This window comes from Segatella copri (assembly GCF_003465495.1).
Classification (GTDB): Bacteria; Bacteroidota; Bacteroidia; order Bacteroidales; family Bacteroidaceae; genus Prevotella; species Prevotella copri_G.
Window position 1 is genome coordinate 1 of sequence record NZ_QSAV01000005.1, and the last position, 22023, is coordinate 22023.

Below are 22023 nucleotides of genomic sequence, written 5' to 3' on the forward strand. Positions count from 1 at the left end.
AAAAACGAAAAGGGTGCGCCATAGACTTATGACACACCCTCCTTTTTTTTAGACCTTTATTTTCGCGATTCCCCGGCATTACAAGATGCCGAAGAGTCGCAATACATCGTTCAGATTGGCAACGACAAGCAGAAGAATCAGTATGCCGAAACCAATATACTCAGCACGCTCCATGAACTTATCGCCCGGTTTGCGACCTGTGATAATCTCATAGAGAAGGAAGAACACATGTCCACCATCAAGAGCAGGGATAGGAAGAATGTTCATGAAGGCAAGAATGATACTCAGGAACGCTGTCATAAGCCAGAATGCATGCCAATCCCATACAGATGGGAAGAGACTGCCCAGCGCACCGAAACCACCCAGACTCTTAGCGCCTTCCTTAGAGAAGACATACTTCATATCGCCCACATAACCGGCCAAGACATTCCAGCCGTATTTGATGCCGGCAGGGAAACTCTCGAAGAAGCCATAGTTGACATGAGTAATCTTATAATCGAGCAAGACAGGATGATTGTAGAAACCAAACTTCACACCCTCTTCGGTAGATTTCAGGAGAACACTCGACTTGACGGTATCGCCAGAAGCCTTGAGATAAGTAACCTGAGCTGTAAGTGCTCTGGCACTATCCTGCGGCGTTTCAGCCGAAGCAAGCACATCCTCTACTCTGCCCAATTCAATCTGAAATTCGTTGAAAGAGACTACCTTTTTATTATTAATAGCAAGAATCTTATCACCCTTTGCCAAACCGAGTTTGCTGGCAGGTGAATCCTTCATCACGCTATCAATCTGCAGCGGTACATACACATCTACGAAGCGAGGACTGCTCTTAATCATATCGAGCATGTTGAGATCACCAGGCAGATTAAGCGTCATTGGTTTGCCCTGACGGATGATATTGACCTGCTTAGCCTCTGAGAGATTACGATACAGATCGCCATCAAAGGTTTTGAACTCACCCAGATCGGTGCTTACCAGAATATCCTTGTCCTGGAAGCCCAATGCCTTTGCCTCGGTATTGAACTTCATACCATAACTCATATCGCGGGTAGCCACATAATTGTCGCCCCAATGGAACAGAATCATGGAATAGATGAAGAGAGCCAGCACGAAGTTAACCAGCACGCCACCTATCATGATGAGCAGGCGCTGCCATGCCGGTTTGCTGCGAAACTCGTATGGCTGTTCCGGCTGTTTCATCTGTTCGGTATCGAAACTTTCATCTATCATACCCGAAATCTTACAATATCCTCCGAGCGGCAACCATCCCAAACCATAGGTAGTATCCGAATTCTTTGGCTTGAACTCGAAGAGATGGAACCAAGGGTCGAAGAATAGATAGAACTTCTCCACTCTTACACCAAAGAGTTTGGAGAAGAAGAAGTGTCCGCCCTCATGGAGCAACACTAAGATGGAAAGCGACAGCATCAGCTGCAACGCTTTGATCAAAAATACTTCCATTTATTTACTTTGAACTTTGAACTTGGAACTTTGAACTTTATGATGAGCCCTATATCCTACGTTCATTTTAACTATTAACTATAAACTATTACTTGTGCATCAGTTCTGTAGCTATGCGGCGAGCCTCAGCATCGGTCTGCAGATAGACATCGAGGTCGGGATTACTGTCAAAAGTAGCCTTCGCCATCGTCTCTTCGATGATATTAGCCATCTGAAGGAAGCCACACTCACCTTTGCGGAAGCCGGCATTCACTATCTCGTTGGCAGCATTCACGATACACGACATATTACCACCCTTTCTGATGGCATCGAAAGCCAGTTGCAGGCACTTGAACTTCTGATAGTCAGGCTTGAAGAACTGCAAATCCTGCGTCTTGAAGAGGTCGAGACGATTGCCATTCAGATGCAGACGCTGAGGGAAAGAGAAGGCATACTGGATAGGCAGACGCATATCTGGCACACCCAACTGAGCCTTGACAGCACCATCAACAAACTGAACGGCACTATGCACAACGCTCTGCGGATGGATAAGCACCTCTATCTTATCAGCCGGAACCCCAAAGAGCCATTTAGCTTCTGTCACCTCGAAGCCCTTGTTCATGAGCGAAGCCGAATCGATGGTTATCTTGGCGCCCATATCCCAGGTAGGATGCTTGAGGGCATCGGCAGCAGTCACCTTCTCCAACTGCTCGTGGGTATAATTGCGGAAAGGACCGCCCGAACAGGTCAGAAGAATCTTCTCCACCTCGTTGTCGCCCTCACCCACCAGACTCTGGAAGATGGCACTATGCTCGCTGTCAACAGGGAGGATAGGCACATGATATTCCTGTGCAAGATTGCAGATCAGCTCACCCGCTACCACCAGCGTTTCCTTGTTGGCAAGACATATCTTCTTGCGCGCCTTGATGGCATGGATGGTTGGTTCCAGGCCCGAAAAGCCTACCATGGAAGCCAGCACCATATCTATAGGCTCAGCCTGTACGATATCGCAAAGCGCCTGAGCACCGGCATAAACCTTGATATCAGGCTCATTACTGAGCATATCCTTCAACTCCTCGTAGCGAGCCTCATTGGCTATGACCACAGCAGCCGGATGGAACTTGCGAGCCTGCTCGGCAAGTTCCTGCACTCGGTTGTTGGCGGTGAGGCAATATACCTCGTAAAGGTCACTGTGCTGCTCGATGACATCAAGCGCCTGTGTACCGATACTTCCCGTAGAACCGAGAATACATATCTGTTGTTTCTTCATTTACTTTGAAATTATTAACTTTGAACTTAGAACTTTATGATTAGTAAAGCAAATGAATTCTTCACTCTTCACTTTATAAGTCGAGCAATCCTTCCGGAATCGCCATTCTGATTTCTTTCTTTTCAGCACTCACCTCTTCGATGAGGTCGTTGCTGGCAGGGATCAGGATTTCATCACCTGCATCGGTTGTTACCTCGAAAAGAAGATTGAGGGTAGAATCGTCTACATGTTCTATGGTACCTACCACCTTGCCGCTTACGGCATCTACCAGATGGAAACCGATGATTTCTGCCCAGCTCATGTTCTCTTCATCACTGTCAGAGAGATGACGTGGGAAGAAAACCTCGCAACCGGTATAGTTGCGTGCCTGCTCTTGGGTATCGATATCCTCAAACTTCACGAGCACATTCTCATCGTTCTTAAACCGATATTCCTCTAAATAGAAAGGCACGAGGATGCCATCGATGTCGAGTACCAGGTACTCGGCATCTACACGGTCGAAAACATCATCTGTAATGGCGAAAGTTATCTCGCCCTTCACGCCATGAGGTTTTCCCAACTTACCTATTTTATATACTTCGTCACGTCTAATCATATTACTTGGAACTTTGAATTTTGAACTTTGAACTTTATGATTAGTAAAGCCGTTGAATTCTTCACTCTTCGTTCTTCACTTATCTATTCACTGACACGGGTAATCTTGGCACCCAGCGCATTAAGGCGATGCTCGATATCCTCATAACCACGGTCTATCTGGGCGATATTGGCAATGCGGCTGGTACCATTGGCACTCATGGCAGCAATCAGCAGGGCAATACCGGCACGGATATCAGGACTGGTCATTCTGCCAGCACGCAGTTTGATCTTATGGTCATGACCAACCACCACAGCACGGTGAGGATCACAGAGAATAATCTGCGCACCCATATCAATCAGTTTATCCACGAAGAAGAGGCGACTCTCGAACATCTTCTGATGGAAGAGAACGCTGCCACGAGCCTGGGTAGCCACTACGAGGAGCACGGAGAGAAGGTCTGGAGTGAGTCCTGGCCAAGGGGCATCGGAAAGCGTCATGATGGTGCCGTCAATAAATGAATCGATGACATAATGTTTCTGTTCTGGAATCACAAGATCATCGTCCTCTATCTTTATCTTCACACCCAGGCGGCGGAATGCATCAGGAATAATACCCAAATCCTTGACAGACACATTCTTGATGCGCACACCTTCGCCACACATTGCCGCCATGCCGATGAACGAACCTACCTCAATCATATCAGGCAAGATGCGATGCTCGGCACCATGCAGTTTATCAACACCCACGATGGTGAGCAGGTTGCTGGCGATGCCGCTGATCTGAGCACCCATCGCATTGAGCAGATGGCAGAGCTGCTGGATATATGGTTCGCAAGCTGCATTATAAATGGTGGTAGTGCCCTTTGCCAATACTGATGCCATGATGATATTGGCGGTACCGGTAACCGAAGCTTCATCGAGCAACATATAGCAGCCCTTCAGCTTCTTTGCCTGTATCTGATAAACATTACGCTCATCATCGTGAACGAAGTTGGCGCCCAGATACTTGAAGCCCAGGAAGTGGGTATCCAGACGGCGACGACCTATCTTATCGCCACCCGGCTGAGCTATGGTAGCCTTGCCACATCTACCGAGCAGCGGACCTATCATGAGTACACTACCACGAAGAGAAGAACATTTCTTCACAAACTCCAGACTGTCGAGATAATCGAGTTTCAACTCATCACTTTGGAATGTATAGTCGTGACGACTGTGCTTGGTTACCTTGACACCTATCTCCTGGAGCAACTTAATCAGGTTGTTCACATCCAGGATGTCCGGCACGTTGGTGATGCGCACAGGCTCGTCGGTAAGGATTGTGGTACAGATAACCTGCAGCGCCTCGTTCTTGGCGCCCTGAGGTGTGATAGTACCTTTGAGCGGATGACCGCCCTCTATGATGAAAGACTCCATAAGCTTGTCTACTATATATAATAATGTGGATTACTTTTTCTTCTTATTATTATTTACATTCTTAGGCTGCGCCTCAATCTTCTCGAAAACGAAGGTATCGAGATCGAGCTGGATGTTGCCATCGGTAAAACGTGCCAGATCGGAAGCGACCTTGGCTACATCACTGGAGCCATGACTCCAGGTTACCAGGTCGCGATGCATCTGGTTGGCAGTAAGCTCCACGAGTTTATCGCGCTCCTCACTTGGTTCCATCGTCTTCAGCTTTTCGAAAATCTCGAAGAGCATAGCTCCATAATGGCGCACCGGGATGTGCTGCATAGGATATGGCAAAGGCTCCGGCTTGGTTGCTATCTTCACAGCATCCGATACATCATAAGGGAAATCGATGTCGAGCTGGAAATTGCTCATGATGGCAAGCTGGTCCCAGAGTTTCTGCTCATGATCCTCTACCCCTCTGTTCTCAGGGAACATACGGTCCATGACTGCAATAATGGTCTCTGCACAGCGCTGGCGCTCTTCACGGTCGGTAAGCGTCAGACAATGGTCTACCATCTGCTGAATCTCACGGCCATACTCAGGCAGAATGAGCTTAGCTCTCTGGGTATTATAGTCTAATCCTTCTATATTCATTCTTACAACATTTTATATAATCAATAATTCTAGAGCAGTTTCTTTGGCATCTTAGCCACGAAATCCTTGAGATAGAAAGGCACGAAATATGCCACATCTTCGAACTTGCCCTCTACAAAACGCTTCTCTGCCAGCGGAGCCATATTCTTAGCCAAAGGCTCAATGCCCTCTACGAGGTGAGCATTCGGATGGTTGATGGTCTCCATACACTTGGCAGCGCCATTTCCGAAGAAGTACACATGATGCTGGTCCAGATATTCCTTGTAGGTATCAGCATCCACAATATCAGCCTGAATAGGGCGAACCACCTTCAGGGCGCGGTCGAGCACTTCGGCATATACCTCCATGCGGCGGGCGTCGAGCATAGGTACGATGAGAGCGTCTTCCTCCTCAGGATGTTCGCCAAGCAATACAGGCACTGCCATCAGTTCGAGTGTTGGAACAGCGATGAGTTTCACACCGCGACCATAACAGATGCCCTTCGCCATACTCACACCGATACGCAATCCGGTATAGGAACCCGGACCACAACTTACCGCCACAGCCTCCAGCGGAAGACCATGAGAATCGAGGAAATCAAGAGCCTCATCCACAAACACACCCAACTTAACAGCATGGTTAGGACCTGTGTGATCTTCCTGGTTGAAAATCACCTGTCCACTATCACTAATTGCCACTGAGCACACGTCCGTACTCGTCTCAATATTCAAAATACACGACATAATTAAAAAATATATTCTTAAATAAGGTGCAAATATACTCATTTTCTCGCTTTTTTTTGTACTTTTGCAGAAATTTAACGCGAAAGATTATATGATACAGTCAATGACAGGCTTCGGAAAAGCTACCGCGGCCTTTAAAACAAAGAAGATTAATGTAGAGATAAAGTCATTAAATAGCAAGACTCTTGACCTCTCTACTCGTATTGCTCCGCTCTATAGAGAGAAGGAGATGGAAATCCGTCAGTATATCTCTAAAAATCTAGAAAGAGGCAAGGTTGACTTCGCCATCTGGATTGATAAGGATGCTACTACAGATGCCACTCCTATCAACGCGGCGCTTGTACAGAATTATTACCAGCAAATCAAGAAGATTTCGGCTGAAACAGGCATTCCTGAGCCAACCGACTGGTACAGCACTCTGTTGCGTCTTCCTGATGTAACAACGAAGACGGATGTGGAAGAATTGAGCGATGAGGAGTGGGAAGTAGCAAAAAATGCAATTTGCGAGGCTGTGAACCATCTCGTAGCCTTCCGCAAGCAGGAAGGAGCCGCTCTTCAGAAGAAATTCACAGAGAAGGTGGATAACATCCAGACTCTCCTGGCTAGCATCGAACCATACGAGAAGGCTCGCGTGGAGAAGATCAGACAGAACATCGTTAACGGTCTGCAGCAGATTCCGAATGTAGATTACGACAAGAACCGCCTGGAGCAGGAACTCATCTACTACATCGAGAAGCTCGACATCAGCGAGGAGAAGCAGCGCCTTGCCAACCACCTGAAGTATTTCCGCGAGACCATGAATGAGGAAGGTCATGGTGTAGGAAAGAAACTCGGTTTCATCGCACAGGAAATGGGACGCGAAATCAACACCACCGGCTCTAAGAGCAACCAGGCTGAGATGCAGAACATCGTGGTGAAGATGAAGGACGAACTGGAGCAGATCAAGGAGCAGGTGCTGAATGCTCTTTAATAAAGTGAAGAACGAAGAGTGAAAAGTGAAGAATTCATTTGCTTTACTAATCATAAAGTTCAAAGTTCAATATTCAAAGTTCAAAGTAAAATGAAGAACGGATTGTTAATTTTCAGCGCCCCATCGGGCAGCGGTAAGAGCACCATCGTAAACTGGCTGATGAAAGAGCACCCGGAATTGAAGCTGGCTTTCTCTATCAGCTGCACCTCTCGTGCTCCGCGCGGTACAGAACAGAATGGTGTAGAGTATTTCTTCCTCTCTCCAGAGGAATTCAAGGCTAAGATTGAGGCTGACGAGTTCCTGGAGTATGAGGAGGTTTACCAGGACAGATTCTACGGCACCCTGAAGTCACAGGTAGAAAACCAGCTTGCCAAGGGCGAGTCGGTGATTTTCGATGTTGACGTGAAGGGTGGTGTAAACATCAAGAAGTTTTATGGAGAGCGTGCCTTGAGCATCTTTGTCCAGCCACCTTCGGTAGAAGAATTGCGCCGCCGTCTGGTTGGCCGCAATACTGATGCGCCTGAGGTGATTGAGCAGCGCCTTGCCAAGGCAAGCTATGAGCTGACCTTTGCCCCTCAGTTTGACCACGTGGTCGTAAACGATGACCTGGAGAAGGCTCAGCAGGAGGTTTATCAGCTCGTCAAGACCTTCCTAGACGCAGAGTAAGAAATGAAGAAGGTAGGAATCTTTGGCGGTAGCTTCAACCCCATCCATACGGGCCATATCGCATTGGCGAAAAGCCTTTGCGAGAAGGCCTGCCTGGACGAGGTGTGGTTCATGGTTTCGCCCATGAACCCATTCAAGAAGACCGCTACCGACTTGCTCGACGACCAGCTGCGCCTAGAAATGGTAGAAAAAGCGCTGGAGCACGAGCCACAACTGAAGGCATGCGACTACGAGTTCCGCCTGCCTAAGCCATCTTATACCTGGCACACGCTGCAAGCCATCAGCAAGGATTACCCGGAAAACGAGTTCACCCTGCTGATTGGTGGCGACAACTGGGCTGCTTTCGACAAGTGGTACCACCACGACGACATCCTAGCCCACTATCCCATCGTGGTTTATCCGCGCCAGGGAGCCAGCATAGGCAATGTGCCTGAAGGCGTTACCATCGTAGAAACTCCACTGCTCAACATCAGCAGCACGGAAATCAGAAAGCGTATCAAAGAGGAGGAAAGCATCAGGGGAATGGTGCCGGAATGCATCGAACAACTGGCTGTCAGAAACTACAGGCAGCTCTAAGCATCCCTCTCTCCGAAAACGCTTAAAATCATATTTAAACAACAAACAGCAAAAAATGAGTTGGAAAGAAATCATTAAGAAGTGTCTGAACGTGGCTTCTGCGCCGATTCGCAGAAATGCCAACTTCTTTGTGTTCATGTACCTGCTGGGCATGATCAGTTCTATCGTGACTACACCTGCCAAGGGGACTTTATACGACAACCTGTTCCTGGAACTCTTTGTCGACCTCTATGTTGTGTGTGCCGTTATCGCCATCTTCCCCAAGAAGGTGCGCTGGGGTCTGCGTGCCGTACTATACCTTATATTATATAGTACAGCTGCCGCCGACACCTATTGCTACGTGAATTTCGGCTCTACGCTCAACCCTTCTATGCTGATGCTGGTGGGCGAGACCAACAGTTCGGAGGCTAGCAGTTTCCTCTCAGCCCTCATCTCTGCCGAAGTTCTCTTCAGTAGTGTGGGCTGGATCCTGCTTCTGGCTCTCATCCAGATTCTCATCGCCATCTTCCGCAAGCAACTCATCAAGCTATACGTTTTCATCATTACCGTTCTGGAGTTGGCTTCTGTCAAGAAACGGCTGATGGCTATCCCCCGCATGACTGCAGCCATGCCTGCCAGCTTCGGAATCCTATGCCTCACCATCTTCATCATAGGATGCTGCACCTCCTGGCACAACAAGATGGCTTACCATAAACTCATGAATGGTAGGACGATAGGCGAAGTAGAGCATATCCTGACAGAAAAAGATCATGCTGTACTCTATCTACCAATCTACCGACTCCAATTCAGTATCTATGCCAACCAGCTGGCTGCGCATCAGATTACCCAACTCATTCATGCTGCCCACGATGTGAAGGTTGACAGCTGCAGCTACCGCTCGCCAAACATCGTGCTGATTATCGGCGAAAGCTTCGGCCGCCATCATTCCCAGCAGTACGGCTATTTCATGGATACCACTCCACAGCAGGTAGCCTTGGAGAAATCGCGCAAGCTCACCAAGTTTACCGATGTGGTAACCTGCTGGAACCTGACCAGTTTCGTTTTCAAGAACATGCTCTCTACCCATGTGGTAGGCGAGAAAGGCGAATGGTGCGACTATCCGCTCTTCCCTGAAGTGTTCCGAAAGGCAGGCTACAATGTAACCTTCATCACCAACGAATTCCTGCCACAGGCAAAGGAGGCGGTTTACGACTTCAGCGGCGGTTTCTTCCTGAACAACCCGGAACTGAGCAAACTCCAGTTCGATCATCGCAACACCCAGCTACACGACCTGGACGACGGATTGCTGAAGGATTATGATGACAGTCTGAAGAACTTCCAGAAGGAGCACAACCTCACCATTTTCCACCTGATGGGCCAGCATGTAAACTATAAGCAGCGCTACCGCACAAAGCAAGCACGGTTCTGGGCAAGCAGTTATGAAGACAAGCGTCCTGAACTGACCAATGCCCAGCGCAAGATGCTGAGTCATTACGATAACGCCACCCTCTACAACGACTCTATCGTAGCCCAGATTGTAAAGCGTTTCCAGAAGCAGGATGCCATCGTTATCTACGTGCCCGACCATGGCGAGGAATGCTACGAAGAGAACCGTGGCTTCATCTGCCGTAACCACTCTGCAGAAATCGACTGGCCGCTAGCTCACTATGAGTTTGAAATTCCGTTCTGGATATACTGTTCGCCAAAATATATCAGGAACCACCGCGATATTTACCGTCAGATACGCAAGGCTAAGAACAAGCGCTTCATGACCGATGCCCTGCCTCATCTCCTGCTGTATCTGGCTGGCATTGAGACACCTACCTATAAGGAGGAATATAACATCCTGAGTTCGAAATATGACGAGATGCGGCCACGTATTCTCAAAAACTCTGCCGATTACGACAAACTTCGTGATGCGCATCTGGAAAAGATAAAAAAGGAAGAAAGTAAAAAGGTAAAAAAGAAAGAAAGGAGAAACTGATTATGAATAGTGCTATTCTATCACGCCCGGCATGCAATGCCCTGAGAGGACTCGCCATCATCGGCATCTTCTTGCATAACTACTGCCATTGGCTGGGACCTATTGTCAAGGAAAACGAGTATCAATACTTCCAGCACAATGTTGACTGGCTGAACCAGGTAATGGTCAGCATGGACCTCAACCTGCCTGTACACCTGCTCTCGTTCTTCGGCCATTACGGTGTGCCCGTATTCCTCTTCCTGAGTGCTTACGGACTGGTGATGAAATACGAGGCTAAACCTCATCTCTCTACCGAACAGCAGACCAGAATGTACAACATCTCGGGCAAGAAACTTACAGGAAGCATCAACTGGCGCGAACCGCTCCACTTTATCCGCTATCACTATCTGAAGCTCTTCAAGATGATGATAGTAGGTTTCGTGGCATTCACGATGCTCGACCTTATCACGCCTGGCTCTCACCACTATGCAGCACTCGACATCGTTGCGATGATGGGCATGTTCAACAATGTATTGCCAAATCCGGATAACATCATCTGGCCGGGTCCGTACTGGTTCTTTGGTCTGATGCTGCAACTTTACATCGTCTATCGACTGCTGCTCTATCGCCGCCATTGGGGTTGGACCGTAGGATTGATGGCCATCTGCATCGTCATCCAGCTCCTCCTGGGCTTTGACAATCCGGAGAGTGAAGTGATGAACCGCTACCGCTACAACTTTATGGGCGGCATGCTGCCATTCGGTTTGGGCATACTCTATGCCAGATATGGCGAAAAGATACTCATGACGTTCCATTCGCCTATCACCAACTTCTTTGGCTGCATCTTCTGTTTATCGCTTATCTACAGTCTGAGCGGCAGCATGGTAGGCTGGACCTTCGTGCCTTTCTTCTTCTGTCTGCTGAGCGTATTGGTAGCCGACCTACTCCAGAACATCAGCTGGTTATCAGGTATTTACAAGGTATTAGAGTGGATGGGCAGCATCTCCGTCGCCCTCTTCGTATGCCACCCTATCACCCGCAAGATATTCATCCCTATCAGCCGTCAGGGCGACATCTATGCTGGTCTGCTCCTCTACATCATATCGAGCATCTGCCTGGCTTGGCTCTTCACCCAACTGATGAAGAAGATTCCAAACCCGAAGCCCTAACCCTCTTCAATAGGAAGAAGGAAGAACAAAGGAAAAAGCAAGAACAAAGGGAGAAGGAAGAAAGAACGAAGAAGAAGCAAGCAGCAAGAAAGAAAGCAGCAAGCGCGCCCCCGTTCCAGGCGATTCCATCGCCTGTCCCCCATAATAAACAAAAAAGAAATACCAGCATGAATTGGAAGATTAAAGATATAGAACTGGCGAATATCAGCCGGTTTCGCGGCGAGTTGATGGGAGCAGCCATGCTGTTCATCATCCTCTTTCATGTGGCATTGCCTAGAGAAGATGCCTTTTTCGGGCTTCGCAGAATGGGCAATGTCGGTGTAGACATGTTCCTCTTTCTCAGCGGAATAGGTCTCTGGTTCTCGTGGATGAAGAATCCTTCTGCCAAGCATTTCTTCATCCGCCGTTATCTGCGCATCTACCCTACCTGGCTCATCATAGCCTGCCTCTTCTATATCCCTTCTTTCCAGGGCGGAAGCACCTGGAACTGGATCTATCTCTTTGGCGAGATAACCATCAACTGGGGGTTCTGGCTGCATGATGAACTCAACTTCTGGTACATCCCGGCTACGATGATGCTCTATCTCTTTGCCCCTGCCTACATGGAACTCATCAAGCGCCATCCTATCTACCGCTGGCTGCCGGTGGTAATGATTATGTGGTGCATCCTGGTACAATATGTTACCCCGATACATCAGGCTGTAGGACACCTGGAGATTTTCTGGAGCCGCGTGCCTATCTTCTTCATCGGCATCAACATGGGTGAGATGGTTAGACAGAAGCAGACGCTCGACGGCGCTTCGATATGGATGATATGGCTCATGTTCCTGATGACGCTGCTGGCGAGCATCTTCCTGGAACAGGAGAAGCATGGCATGTTTCCGCTCTTCCTGGAACGCATGCTCTATATCCCGCTCACCATCACCAGCATCCTGCTGCTGAACCGCATCTTCCGCCGCACACCGAGCTGGTTTAACAAGGGGTTCATGTTTGTGGGAGCGCTGAGCCTGGAGTGTTATCTGCTCCATATCCACTTCGTGCTGAAATACCTAGAACCGCATCACTTGGGCTATTGGCCTACCTTCTTCATCTGCATAGGCATCACCCTGCCTGCAGCATGGATTCTGAGCAAGATAGCCGGATGGATTTCTAAAGAGTTAGCTAAGTTTATCAAGTAAAAAGGAGTTTATTTATTAAGAAAATTGGAGTTTTATGAACGAGAATAAATTGGAAGACAGTAAAGGGTTTGCTGCGCTGCTGCGACTGGTTCGCCCGAAACAATGGATCAAGAATGGCTTTATCTTCTTACCGCTGTTCTTTGGCGGCGCCCTGTTGCATACAGATGCTCTGCTGGCGGGTCTGATTACTTTCTTCGCCTACAGTTTTGCCGCATCAAGCATCTATTGTTTCAACGATATCTTTGATGTGGAGGCTGACCGCCGCCACCCTGTCAAGTGCCATCGTCCGATAGCATCGGGGGCGGTCAGCATCAAACAGGCATACGGACTGATGTTCCTGATGTTTGCCCTCTCTATGGGTATATGCAGCCTGCTCGGATCATGGGAGACGATGGGAATCATCATTTTCTATTGGCTTCTGAATCTCGGCTACTGCGCCAAATTCAAGCAATATGCCATCATCGATGTGTGTATCGTGGCTTTCGGTTTCGTACTCCGTCTGCTGGCAGGTGGTGTAGCTACGGGCATCGTACTCAGTAAGTGGATTGTGCTGATGACCTTCCTCATCACCCTCTTCATGAGTTTTGCCAAGCGCCGCGATGATGTGCTGCGCATGGAGAAGACGGGCGAGGCTCCCCGCAAGAATACCATCCGCTACAACCTCACCTTCATCAACCAGGCTATCACGATTACGGCTTCCGTAACCCTGGTATGTTACATCATGTATACGGTGAGTCCGGAGGTAATTGATAATTTCCATACTGATTATCTCTATCTTACGAGTGTCTTTGTGCTGGTAGGTTTGCTGAGATACATCCAGATAGCTGTGGTAGACCAGAAGAGTGGTGACCCTACGAAGATTATCCTGCGCGACCGCATCACCCAGTTTATCGTGCTCGCTTGGTTGCTCTCCTTCCTGATCCTTATTTATATCGTATAAGAAAATGAAGAAAAAATTATATTGTTTCGATTTCGACGGAACGCTGACAACAAGCGATACCCTGCTGGAATTCATCAGATATGCCAAGGGTACCGGTCGGTTTCTGATGGTTTTCCTGATGTACAGTCCGCTCCTGGTACTGATGAAGTTGCATCTCTTTCCCAACTGGAAGGCGAAGCAACTCATCTTTGCCCATCTCTTTGCCGGCATGCATATCGAGAAGTTTGATGCGCTCTGCCGCGATTTTGCCGAAGAATACCAGCATCTGTTGCGCCCCAAAGGTGTCACGCTGGTACACGAAGCCCTGGTTGCAGGTGCTCAGGTTTTCATCGTGAGTGCCAGCATCGACAATTGGGTCCGCCCGTTCTTTAAAGTTCGCGGCCTAGATGGAGTCAGGGTTTTAGGTACCCAGATAGAAGTGATTGACGGCAGACTTACCGGCAAGTTCAAGAGCAACAACTGCTATGGCGAGGAAAAGGTGCACCGCATCTGCGAGGCACTGACCACCTCCGCCAATGCCTACGGTACCCTCTCATTATCTTTCGACCGCGCGCAATACGAGATAGAAGCATTTGGCGACAGCCGAGGCGATAAGGAGATGCTCGCCTTCGCCAACAAAGGACATTACAAGCCCTTCAGAATTTAGAAACGCATAACGGAAGACAGGAAAGCCTAACGGAGTCGCGAACCATCTTGCCAAGTACCCATGTACGTCGAAACGCCGTATCAAGTATACCAACTTACTGACTTACAACACATTAACTTATTATGAAACAAAGGAATACAGACATCGACTGGATAAGAGCCATACTCATTATTCTCATGATATTGATTCATATCGTGAGCTTCGGCAACGCATACCCCCAGCTCAAGGCAGGCATTCTCTCGTTCATGATGCCTACCTTCCTCATCATCACTGGCTATCTCGTGAATATTGAGAAAAGCTCAAAGGAGATGGGAAGATACCTGATGTGTCTCGCTTTGCCTTACGTCATCATGGTGACCGGTTTCTCTGTCCTCTCCTATTTCATGCCGGTGAGAGATGGCATCACGGAACTGTCACTCTCTCAGATTTGTGAGAAGATATTCGTTACTTCCATCGGTCCCTATTGGTTCATCCAGACCATGATTATCTGCGGCATTCTCTATTACGTCAGTTTCAAGGGAGCAACCTGGGGAACCCTCAGACAGGGAAAAACGACGATGAGCACCACCACAAGCCTCTTTATCTTCGCCACCCTACTCCTGCTCCTGTCCAATACACCCGCTCTTTCGCCCAGTGCCGCCACCTATTATTTCATCGGAGCGGTACTCAGACAATGCCATATCGGCTTTGACAGAATTTTCCGTCCTTCACCGGTTGCCCTGCTGCTCTGGATCAATTTGCTGGGCTTGGAAGAATGGTATGACTGGGGCACGCTCGCCATCGTCTTCTCCTGCTGGTGCTGCATTTCATCCCTGATGTGGATACACAGCCTCATCAAACGCCTACAGGATAATGTCAGCGTCCGAAAGACAGAAGACACCTTATTATATATGGGTCGCAACACGCTGCCCATCTACCTCTTCCACCCCATCTTTACGATGGCAGCCAAGTTCTATCATCCCCTCTTTAACTGGGACAGGAGCGAAATCTGTTTTGCCCTCGTTACCATCTTCATCGCCATTGCCGGAAGCATCGGCATCGCCAAAATGATGGAGAAGACCCATCTGGCTTATCTCTTCGGAAAAGGAAAGATGCTGAGATAAATAATACCACGATATATTTGGTAATTTGGAGATTTTGAAGTACTTTTGCAACATGAATATCAAGAACAAGATAAATAATATGGATGATGCCAAGCGAGAGAAGCTGGGCGAAGTCATCAGATTCGGAATCGTAGGCGGACTGGCTACGGTACTGCAATATGTCATCTACCTGGCTATGATGCCGGCACTGGCCCATTTCATCCCCAACATGGGCGACCACAGCCTGGCTACCACAGCCAACACCATCGCCTACATAGTGAGTTTCATCTTCAATTTCATCGCCAGCACCCGCTATACCTTCAAGGTAAAGGCGAATGCCAAGCGCGGAGCAGGATTCACCCTCTCCCACATCGTCAACTACTCGATGCAGACCCTCTGCCTCAACCTCTTCGTAGGCTTGGGTCTAGCCAAACAACTGGCTATGATACCCACCCTCTGCATCTGCATCCCGGTAAACTTCCTCCTGGTAAGGTTCTTCCTGAAGAAATAAGGGGATTCCCAAAACACGATAAAAGAAAGATATGAAAAAGATATTCGATATTTTTAAAATCAAGAAAGAAGAAAGAGTTTCAGCACTCGTCGCACTCATCATAGCATGTGCTCTCAATGCCCTGACTGTCATCAAATACCACAGCCAGTTCTCGCAGATTACAGATAATTATCACAAACTCTTTGTCAAGACCTTCCATGTGGCAGGTTTCGACCCGCTTACCTATAGCATCGTATCTCACTGGGACACAGAATATAACGTATATCGCCACCCGCTGCTGGCGTTCTTCATGTATATCCCGAATCAGATAAATCAAGGATTGATAATGCTTACTGGCATCAACTGCGTTCAGTTTGTCGTGGGAGCTATCCTGGTGTTCTGCGCCTTCTATTCCTTCATTTTTCTTTATCGTATATTCAGAGAAGTGATTGGTACAGAGCGCTTTGATGCCAATCTGCTCTCTGCCTTCTATTTCTCTTTTGCCTATGTGATGGTTTCAGCGATGGTACCCGACCATTTCATCATGTCGATGATCATACTCCTCTGTACCCTGTATATCACAGGCGTATGCATGAAGAAAGGCAGACAACTTACCATCTGGCAGACTATCCTGCTCTTTGTATTTACAGCGGGCGTATCGCTCAACAATGGTCTGAAGACCTATCTTGCCACCCTTTTCACCAATGGCAGAAAGTTCTTCAGTATCAAATACTTCCTGATAGGAGTCATCCTTCCTGCTGCTCTCATGTGGGCTTTCGCCAGATGGGAATACCGCACCTTCGTATGGCCTAAGGAGATGGCAAGACACGAGGCTAAGATGAAGAAAAACAAGGAAGCCACAGCCAAGATTTACCAGCAATACCGCGACAGCACTGACGTGAAAGACTCGGCAAAGGTAGAAGCTGCCGTCAGGAAAATCATCAAGGATAAAGCGCATGCCAAATATGTTCGTGACCATAAACAGATATGGAACAAGAACACGGGCAAGCCTATCGCCAAGGGCGAATTCATGAACTGGACCGACAAGACGACCTCCCGCTCACAAACTCTGGTCGAGAATTTCTTTGGTGAAAGCATCATGCTGCACCAGCAGAACCTTCTGGGCGATGTATTGCGCAACCGTCCGGTTATCGTGAAATACCAGTCTGCGGTCAATTATGTGGTAGAGGCATGCATCGTTGTGCTTTTCTTACTTGGCATCCTTGCCGGAAGAAAATCAAAGTTTCTCTGGCTCACCCTGACATTCTTCCTGATGGATGCTGCCCTCCATATCGGTTTGGGCTTCGGTATCAACGAGGTATATATCATGACTGCCCACTATATGTATGCCCTTCCTATCGCCATCGCCTTCCTGGCGCTCAAGGCAAAAGGAAAGAGCCTGAAATGGGCCTTCAGAGGATTGATGCTCGCCATCACCCTCTATCTGTGGATAAGCAACGGATATCTGCTGGTAGGCTACATGCTAGGATAAATATTAGCAAGAAGCCTTGATCCAACGGATGATATCCTCATGCTCCATATCAAACTTACGGGCAAAGAGGCGGTTGCTTTGTTCCAGCTCCTCTTTGTCTGCCAAAGTCCAGACGTATGGATTGCCCCGTTTCCAGTCAATGAGTCGCATGCAGCCCTCATATTCATCTTTTTCTGAGTACAAGGCGGCCCGGAAATCGGGATGATTCCATACCAGGGTCTGCAGGAAGAACTCATCAGGGCAGAAGGTATAATTGAATCTTTTCAATACAAACGGCTTCTGGATCACAACATACTCCACGCATGCCTGCGTGATGCTCACCCAGTTGGCACCCTTGGCAAAATCCATCTTCTGGCGATGCAGGAACGGCATGAGCAGCATCGAAAGATATTTGTTCAGTCGCCTGGTAATGGCATTCAAAGCCCCATACTTCGAGCGGGTAAGACTGGTAAATAGCCAATAACGCATCATCTTCCGGCGGCAATCCCATTCAAATTCCTCACCATGATTGATGCCCACAAACTCCTTACCCTGATGCTCCTCAAAGAACTGATGGATGTAATCCTGCGATTTGATAGGTAAATCCTGACCACTCAGCAGATGGTAGTAGGCATAAGGTCCATGCTTCAAAGCCTCCTCGAAAAGCACATACTCCGCCTTAATCTGGCTCAGATTTCCCCAACGCACATCCACCCTCTGTTCCAATAAAAAGAGGCGTGCCTTGGAAAGAACCAGCGGTTCAGCACCATCCAGCATATCCGACTTCCGGTCGATATGCAGAAATATATCATTGCGCTCATCATCGAGCATCGACAGCAATACCCTCAGAAGCGGTAAACTGCCATGAGCCATTATCAAAAAAGCATGTTTCATTGTCATTATTTATCTTTATTATCCAACTGTCCGTCCTGATGACTTTTTCATCATCATTGCGACAAAGATACACCAAATAAAAGAGAATACAAAATAAAACTCCGTTTTTATCAGAAAAAAGACACAAAATAGAGCCTTTCTTTTTGAATATTCAGAAAAAACAATTACTTTTGCAGCGCTAAGAAGGAGATGCGGCATGCATCAGCCCAGCAAAAAAAATAATCAGAGAATGAACAATATATTTAGAATTAAAAAAGAAGAAAGGCTCTTTGCCTTGATTACACTCATTGTTATCATCGCCTTCAATGTGCTGATGATAACCTATCATTTTGATGATTTCGGCAAACCGAAAGCAGGATTCTGGACGCTCTTCACCAAGAACTTTCAGATTTCAGGTTTCGACCCCTACACCTACCTTACCCTCTCGAAGTGGAAGGTGTATTACACGGAGTATCGCCATCCCATGCTCCCTTTCTTCCTCTATCCTTTCTCGCTACTGAATGGCTGGCTGATAGAACTCACCTCCCGCAACTGGGCAACTACCATCGTGGCGGTGATGATGACATTCTTCTCCACCTACTCCACCCTCTTCTTCAGAAGAATCTTCAGAGAGGTAATGCAGCTGAAGGCTATAGACAGCAATGTGCTCACAGCGATGCTTTTTTCCTTTGCCTACGTGCTGCTCGCCACCTTTGTGGATGACCATTTCGGCATGTCGCTTTTCTTCCTGTCAATGACACTTTATCTGGCAGGCAAACAGCAGCAGGAACACCGCAGCATGCCTTGGTGGCAAACAGCCCTGCTCTTTTTCTTCACGGCAGGCATCACGCTGAGCAATGGCGCCAAGACCTTCCTTGCCGCCCTCTTTACCAATGGGAAAAAACTCTTCCGCCCGAAATATCTGGCATTGGGCATCATCTTGCCTACCCTCCTGATAGGTGCTGCAGGCATTTATCAGAACAAGGCTTTCATCATTCCGAACCGTCTGGAAGGAGAACGGCTCGTGGCTCAGAAAGCTGCGAAAGACAGTACTTTTAGGGCTAAAATGGAACAGAAGCAAAAACACGATAAGGCCATCGCTGGCAAAAATATCCAGAAACGAGGCATGCTTTCATGGGCAGATATGTCTATCTCCCGTTCTGAATCATTGGTTGAAAACGTTTTTGGCGAATCGCTTATCCTGCACAGAGAACATCTGCTGGAAGATATCCACAGCCACCGCCCGATATTCGTGAAATACCAGACACCCGTTCCTTATATCATAGAGGGTATCATCGTAATTCTGCTGTGTATGGGCTTTTGGATGGGAAGAAGATCGGCCTTTCTCTGGCTCACTGCCTCATGGGTGGCATGCGACGCCTTCATTCATCTGGTCATGGGATTCGGACTGAACGAGGTTTATATCATGGCTGCCCACTGGGCATTCATCATTCCGATCTGTATCGGATATATCATCAGAAACTGTAAGGAGAAATATCTGCCTTATCTTCGTGGAACACTCGCAGTTATCACCATCTTCCTGTTCTTCTATAACAGCACGCTGATATTCGAGTATCTCACAAGATAAAAAAGTATCTTAGATTAAAACCATCATGCTGAAAATAAGTATCTTAACCCCTATCTATGGAGTAGAAAAATATATCGAACAGTGCGCCCGTTCACTGTTCGAGCAGTCGTATGCGTCTATCGAATACATCTTTGTAGATGACTGTACCCACGATAAAAGCATCGATGTTCTACAATCGCTCCTGAAAGAATATCCGGGAAGAGCACAACAGGTACGCATCATCCACCACGACAGAAACCGGGGCGTGGGAGCTGCAAGACAGACGGCACTGATGGCGGCTACAGGCGATTATCTTTTATTTGCCGATAGCGATGACATGCTGCCGGAAGATGCAGTTGAAAAGTTGGCAAGAAAAGCAGATAGTAGCCATGCCGACCTGATTGATGGCGGCTACCGGGAGTGGTGCGATGAAAAAGCAGGCAGACTCCAGAAACCTTTTGAAGTTTCTGATGAGAAACTGCTCAAACTGCTTGTTTGTCAGAACATCATCACCAACCGGCTGTGGGGCAGAATCTATAAGCGTTCGCTCATCATGGAGCACAGGATATTCTTTGAAGAGGGCATCAACTATGCGGAAGATCTTTTCTGGAATGCCCAGTTCATGTTCTACGGCAAAAAGGTGAACATCGATGATGCAGTATATTATTACCGTACCGACAATGAGAATTCCTACAATCACAACATCTCTGAAAAGAATCTCCTGTCATACTTCAAATCAACCCGCCGACTCATCGATTTTTTCGAGCAGAACGATAAGAAGCATCAGTATCTCAGAGCCACAGAGATAGGCATCGTCAATGCCTACCGCTGGGCAGCAAACGCACAGGTAGCCTTCGAAAAGGTGGATCAGGCACTCGGCTACAAGCCTAAGAGCTGCCTCATCCGACTCATCATCAAGCTCATCAAAAAGGGGGTACCTGTCAAGAGGGTGAATCTTATCTACCTCGCTTACAGAAAGCTATACACTCTTCTAATATCTGCACCTTCAGCAGCTTCATGATACAGAAGTAGATGGTGGCTGAAACCAGCAGACGAACCAGCAGCAGGAGATAGATGTTCTGCAGGCTGCGGGTCATAAAATAGGTAACTACCATCGTGGCTGCCGCACAGAGCATGAATGGCAGTATATCCTTTGCCACATCCAGAAACCGCAATCCGGCAACACGCTTCATCATCCACTGCCAGACCAGAAGCCAAGCTATTATAAATAAGGTATAGGCTATCACCATGGTCTGGATGCCATATTGATGACAGAACAACACCAAGGCGAGCAAACCCACTACCTGACCGATGTTGCACCACATATACACATCAGAACGCCCCTTGCTGATGGCAAGGTTCTGATAGAGCGTATAAATCGGCATAAAGGCACCACTCACACAAAGAATCTGCAACAGCGGCACACTGGCTATCCATTTCTCATGAATCGTAATCAGGATGAATTCGCGTGATACCAAAGTCAAACCAAACATCAATGGGAAAGAAAGGAATGCCGTGAAACGGAGCATTTTTCTAAACACCAGCAACTCGCGGTTCTTATCGTTCTGGATAGAAGCCAAGACAGGCTGAGCTATCTGTCCCACCGTATTGGCAACAAACGAATTAGCCTTGGTGTCCCAGTTGTATGCCTGACTATAGTTACCCACATCATTAATCGGATAGAACCTGCCGAAGACAAAGGTCAATACATTGTTGCTCACCGTATTGATGATGTTGGTAACCAGGAGTTTCACGCTGAATCCAAACATCTTCCTCACCGGTCCGAAATCGATATGAAAGTTCGGGCGCCATCCCGTATAATAATATCTTCCTATATTCAGCACAAGGATAAAGATAACCTGCTGCCAGGCAAGACTCCAGTAAGCCATGCCGTTGAATGCCAGTACCAGTCCCACGACATTCGAACTGATCAGAGCCATGAAATTAACGATGGTAATCTCCTTGTTCATCATGTTCTTCATCATATATCCGTTCTGGGCGATGCCAAACGAAGAGATGAAGAAACTCAGGAACACGAAGCGCGACAGGGAGGTGAGACAAGGCTGATGGAAGAAATCTGCTATCAGCGGCGCACAGAAAAAGAGCACCACATACATGGTAAGACTCACCAGGACATTAAACCAGAACACCGAGTTATAATCGTTATCGGTGGGTTTTCTGATATTCACCAATGCCTGGGTAAACCCGCTACTCTGCAGATTGCCCGCTATCAGGGTGAATATGGTGAGGATGCCGATGATACCATAATCGGCTGGCGACAACAAACGCGCCAAGAAGATGCCAAAGAGGATATTGAGTACCTGGGTAGAGCCACTGTTCATCGCTCCCCAGAACAATCCCTTGGCGGTTTTTTCCTTTAATGATTCTGCCATCGTTTCTAT

21 protein-coding genes are annotated in these 22023 nt (G+C 47.8%); 13 read left to right on the forward strand and 8 right to left on the reverse strand.

From position 1 onward, the window contains the following. Positions 1-78: 78 nt before the first annotated feature. The 6 genes from rseP to tsaB form a co-directional block, all read right to left on the reverse strand. Positions 79-1461 (reverse strand): RIP metalloprotease RseP, encoded by a 1383-nt coding sequence (gene rseP, locus DWV53_RS02170; protein WP_118151372.1) that lies wholly within the window; start codon positions 1459-1461, stop codon positions 79-81. 88 nt (positions 1462-1549) lie between these two features. Next, the gene (locus DWV53_RS02175; RefSeq protein ID WP_118151373.1) at positions 1550-2710 is read right to left on the reverse strand and encodes a 1-deoxy-D-xylulose-5-phosphate reductoisomerase; all 1161 of its coding nucleotides are present in this window, start codon (positions 2708-2710) and stop codon (positions 1550-1552) included. A 73-nt stretch (positions 2711-2783) separates the two neighbouring features. Then, positions 2784-3305, reverse strand: coding sequence for a ribosome maturation factor RimM (gene rimM, locus DWV53_RS02180; RefSeq protein ID WP_117728768.1), 522 nt, complete (start codon positions 3303-3305; stop codon positions 2784-2786). A gap of 83 nt (positions 3306-3388) precedes the next feature. Then, positions 3389-4699 carry a UDP-N-acetylglucosamine 1-carboxyvinyltransferase gene (gene murA / locus DWV53_RS02185; protein WP_118151375.1) on the reverse strand — a complete coding sequence of 437 codons (1311 nt, stop codon included), beginning with the start codon at positions 4697-4699 and terminating at the stop codon, positions 3389-3391. A 30-nt stretch (positions 4700-4729) separates the two neighbouring features. Further along, complete coding sequence (locus DWV53_RS02190; protein WP_006847970.1) at positions 4730-5329, reverse strand: DUF4290 domain-containing protein; 600 nt, start codon at positions 5327-5329, stop codon at positions 4730-4732. Between the two features lie 29 nt (positions 5330-5358). Then, positions 5359-6051, reverse strand: a complete 693-nt coding sequence (tsaB, locus tag DWV53_RS02195) for a tRNA (adenosine(37)-N6)-threonylcarbamoyltransferase complex dimerization subunit type 1 TsaB (RefSeq protein WP_040553267.1) — start codon at positions 6049-6051, stop codon at positions 5359-5361. A 91-nt stretch (positions 6052-6142) separates the two neighbouring features. On the opposite strand from tsaB, the gene DWV53_RS02200 reads away from it, so the two are divergent. From DWV53_RS02200 to DWV53_RS02250, 11 genes are all read left to right on the forward strand, one after another. Further along, complete coding sequence (locus DWV53_RS02200; protein ID WP_022120347.1) at positions 6143-7021, forward strand: YicC/YloC family endoribonuclease; 879 nt, start codon at positions 6143-6145, stop codon at positions 7019-7021. Positions 7022-7111: 90 nt separating this feature from the next. Next, positions 7112-7687: a guanylate kinase gene (gene gmk / locus DWV53_RS02205; RefSeq protein WP_118151377.1), complete on the forward strand. Its 576-nt coding sequence runs from the start codon at positions 7112-7114 to the stop codon at positions 7685-7687. A gap of 3 nt (positions 7688-7690) precedes the next feature. Beyond that, entirely contained in the window at positions 7691-8263 is a 573-nt protein-coding gene (nadD, locus tag DWV53_RS02210) for a nicotinate (nicotinamide) nucleotide adenylyltransferase (protein WP_117728062.1), read from the forward strand. Between the two features lie 55 nt (positions 8264-8318). Next, positions 8319-10226: a phosphoethanolamine transferase gene (locus DWV53_RS02215; RefSeq protein ID WP_118151379.1), complete on the forward strand. Its 1908-nt coding sequence runs from the start codon at positions 8319-8321 to the stop codon at positions 10224-10226. A 2-nt stretch (positions 10227-10228) separates the two neighbouring features. After that, on the forward strand, positions 10229-11374 hold the full coding sequence (locus DWV53_RS02220; RefSeq protein ID WP_118151381.1) for an acyltransferase family protein: 1146 nt from the start codon (positions 10229-10231) through the stop codon (positions 11372-11374). A gap of 167 nt (positions 11375-11541) precedes the next feature. Further along, positions 11542-12552 carry an acyltransferase family protein gene (locus tag DWV53_RS02225; RefSeq protein WP_022120352.1) on the forward strand — a complete coding sequence of 337 codons (1011 nt, stop codon included), beginning with the start codon at positions 11542-11544 and terminating at the stop codon, positions 12550-12552. 34 nt (positions 12553-12586) lie between these two features. Beyond that, on the forward strand, positions 12587-13492 hold the full coding sequence (locus tag DWV53_RS02230) for a decaprenyl-phosphate phosphoribosyltransferase (RefSeq protein ID WP_118151383.1): 906 nt from the start codon (positions 12587-12589) through the stop codon (positions 13490-13492). Positions 13493-13496: 4 nt separating this feature from the next. After that, the gene (locus tag DWV53_RS02235) at positions 13497-14138 is read left to right on the forward strand and encodes a haloacid dehalogenase-like hydrolase (RefSeq protein WP_118151385.1); all 642 of its coding nucleotides are present in this window, start codon (positions 13497-13499) and stop codon (positions 14136-14138) included. A 122-nt stretch (positions 14139-14260) separates the two neighbouring features. Continuing rightward, the gene (locus DWV53_RS02240) at positions 14261-15241 is read left to right on the forward strand and encodes an acyltransferase family protein (protein ID WP_118151387.1); all 981 of its coding nucleotides are present in this window, start codon (positions 14261-14263) and stop codon (positions 15239-15241) included. Between the two features lie 52 nt (positions 15242-15293). Continuing rightward, positions 15294-15731, forward strand: coding sequence for a GtrA family protein (locus DWV53_RS02245; protein ID WP_006847981.1), 438 nt, complete (start codon positions 15294-15296; stop codon positions 15729-15731). Between the two features lie 31 nt (positions 15732-15762). Beyond that, positions 15763-17202, forward strand: coding sequence for a DUF6080 domain-containing protein (locus DWV53_RS02250; RefSeq protein WP_118151388.1), 1440 nt, complete (start codon positions 15763-15765; stop codon positions 17200-17202). 3 nt (positions 17203-17205) lie between these two features. On the opposite strand, the gene DWV53_RS02255 is transcribed toward DWV53_RS02250, so the two are convergent. Further along, entirely contained in the window at positions 17206-18075 is an 870-nt protein-coding gene (locus tag DWV53_RS02255) for a beta-1,6-N-acetylglucosaminyltransferase (protein ID WP_118151390.1), read from the reverse strand. 229 nt (positions 18076-18304) lie between these two features. Here DWV53_RS02255 and DWV53_RS02260 point away from each other — a divergent pair, with 229 nt between their 5' ends. Then, positions 18305-19642, forward strand: a complete 1338-nt coding sequence (locus DWV53_RS02260) for a DUF6080 domain-containing protein (RefSeq protein ID WP_259318890.1) — start codon at positions 18305-18307, stop codon at positions 19640-19642. 25 nt (positions 19643-19667) lie between these two features. Further along, a complete protein-coding gene (locus DWV53_RS02265; RefSeq protein WP_118151394.1) occupies positions 19668-20642 on the forward strand; it encodes a glycosyltransferase family 2 protein in 975 nt (324 codons plus the stop codon). Here DWV53_RS02265 and DWV53_RS02270 read toward each other — a convergent pair. Beyond that, positions 20578-22014, reverse strand: coding sequence for a lipopolysaccharide biosynthesis protein (locus DWV53_RS02270; RefSeq protein WP_118151396.1), 1437 nt, complete (start codon positions 22012-22014; stop codon positions 20578-20580). The two genes, DWV53_RS02265 and DWV53_RS02270, sit on opposite strands and share 65 nt — an antisense overlap. Positions 22015-22023 lie beyond the last annotated feature (9 nt).